Source organism: Bathymodiolus platifrons methanotrophic gill symbiont (assembly GCF_002189065.1).
Taxonomy (GTDB): Bacteria; Pseudomonadota; Gammaproteobacteria; order Methylococcales; family Methylomonadaceae; genus Methyloprofundus.
In genome coordinates, this window is sequence record NZ_BDMN01000358.1 from 1 (window position 1) to 1,093 (window position 1,093).

At 39.0% G+C, this 1,093-nt stretch carries 2 protein-coding genes and 1 pseudogene; 1 reads left to right on the forward strand and 2 read right to left on the reverse strand.

Features of this window, described 5'->3' with window-relative positions:
• Positions 1 to 39: 39 nt before the first annotated feature.
• A complete protein-coding gene (locus tag CDZ78_RS21420; protein ID WP_140414163.1) occupies positions 40 to 234 on the forward strand; it encodes a hypothetical protein in 195 nt (64 codons plus the stop codon).
• 79 nt (positions 235 to 313) lie between these two features.
• Here the strand turns inward: CDZ78_RS21420 and CDZ78_RS17485 are convergent, their stop codons facing one another.
• Positions 314 to 574, reverse strand: a complete 261-nt coding sequence (locus CDZ78_RS17485) for a colicin immunity domain-containing protein (protein WP_087871134.1) — start codon at positions 572 to 574, stop codon at positions 314 to 316.
• Positions 575 to 842: 268 nt separating this feature from the next.
• Positions 843 to 917, reverse strand: a pseudogene (locus CDZ78_RS23325) (type I restriction-modification system subunit M N-terminal domain-containing protein); the annotation flags it as partial.
• Between the last annotated feature and the right edge of the window lie 176 nt (positions 918 to 1,093).

Here is a 1,093-nt window from a genome sequence, read left to right on the forward strand (position 1 = left end):
CCGTCCAGCCAGTGAGGTAGTAATGACGAAGTGGCTTTTGTGCGTAGTCGTTGCGGACGCAGGGCGTTCAGGGCATCTCCCATCCGCTGCGTAGGCGAACGAATTATGGCGACAGGAGTCCCGGAATTTCGTGAGGTAGCATGGCGCGCCTGTTTGGTTTCGTGCTACATCAACTGGTTTTGTTTGATCAAAACCATTCTTCTTCACATCCTTCGTAAGTCGCTTAACTTGTGATCCTGATATTTCATTCCGAGTTTGCGTTGGTATTAGGTTTTTTGGGTTAATTTGCTGTGTTAATCCTTTCTTTGTGACATCAAGTCAACTTTTTCAGAGCCTCCTTTACACTAGCCACCAAATCTTCTTCGTCCAAATCTTCATCATCCCTCAAGCTAACATCCCCACAGTATGCATCTACATCTAAGAATAGGTTATTCAGTGCATCATAAACATCTTCTGATAAAAAACGCGTTTCTTCTATAAACATTTCTAGATATGCAACCTCAAATTGAAATGCAGGAATCTCACCAGTTATATATTGTGTCATCAATAATATATATTTTTCAATCGTACTCATAACTTCCCATCCTTGAGGGTTCTGTCGCAAAAGATAAGTATTTGTGTAAAACCGGCTATAAACCTGTTTTTATGTCTCTCATGAAAAAGCATCATGCAGGAGAAAATATTATCAACTCATCGGGATAATTGAATGGATAATCCAGTTATGATCTGGTATTCAGGAAAATAATGACGCCATTTTTAGTTGAGCATGCAACCCTACTTTGGGTGAAATTAAATCTTATGGTCGTAGGTAATAGGCTATTTTTGGTTTTTGCGACAGAACCCAAAGCACCTAATGCGTACTGCTTAAAACCCCAGCCATCGACTGAACCACGAACCTCATTCGCAATTTTCCAAATTTGACTTTGTAGTTCGCCACGTGTTGTGTACTTGTCATGGTGATATACCTGTTTTAATTATGTTTTTAAGCTCGACTTAAAAATATGACCCAGATAAGACAAAAGAGATTTTTTTAAAAAAATAGCTATAAATTACAGCTAAACTTGCTATGTCTTGGTTGTATGGGTTAAGGTTA

Bases quoted from the DNA above. Each gene is read 5' to 3' on its own strand.
- CDZ78_RS17485 (WP_087871134.1), bottom strand. From the start codon at position 574: ATGAGTACGATTGAAAAATATATATTATTGATGACACAATATATAACT.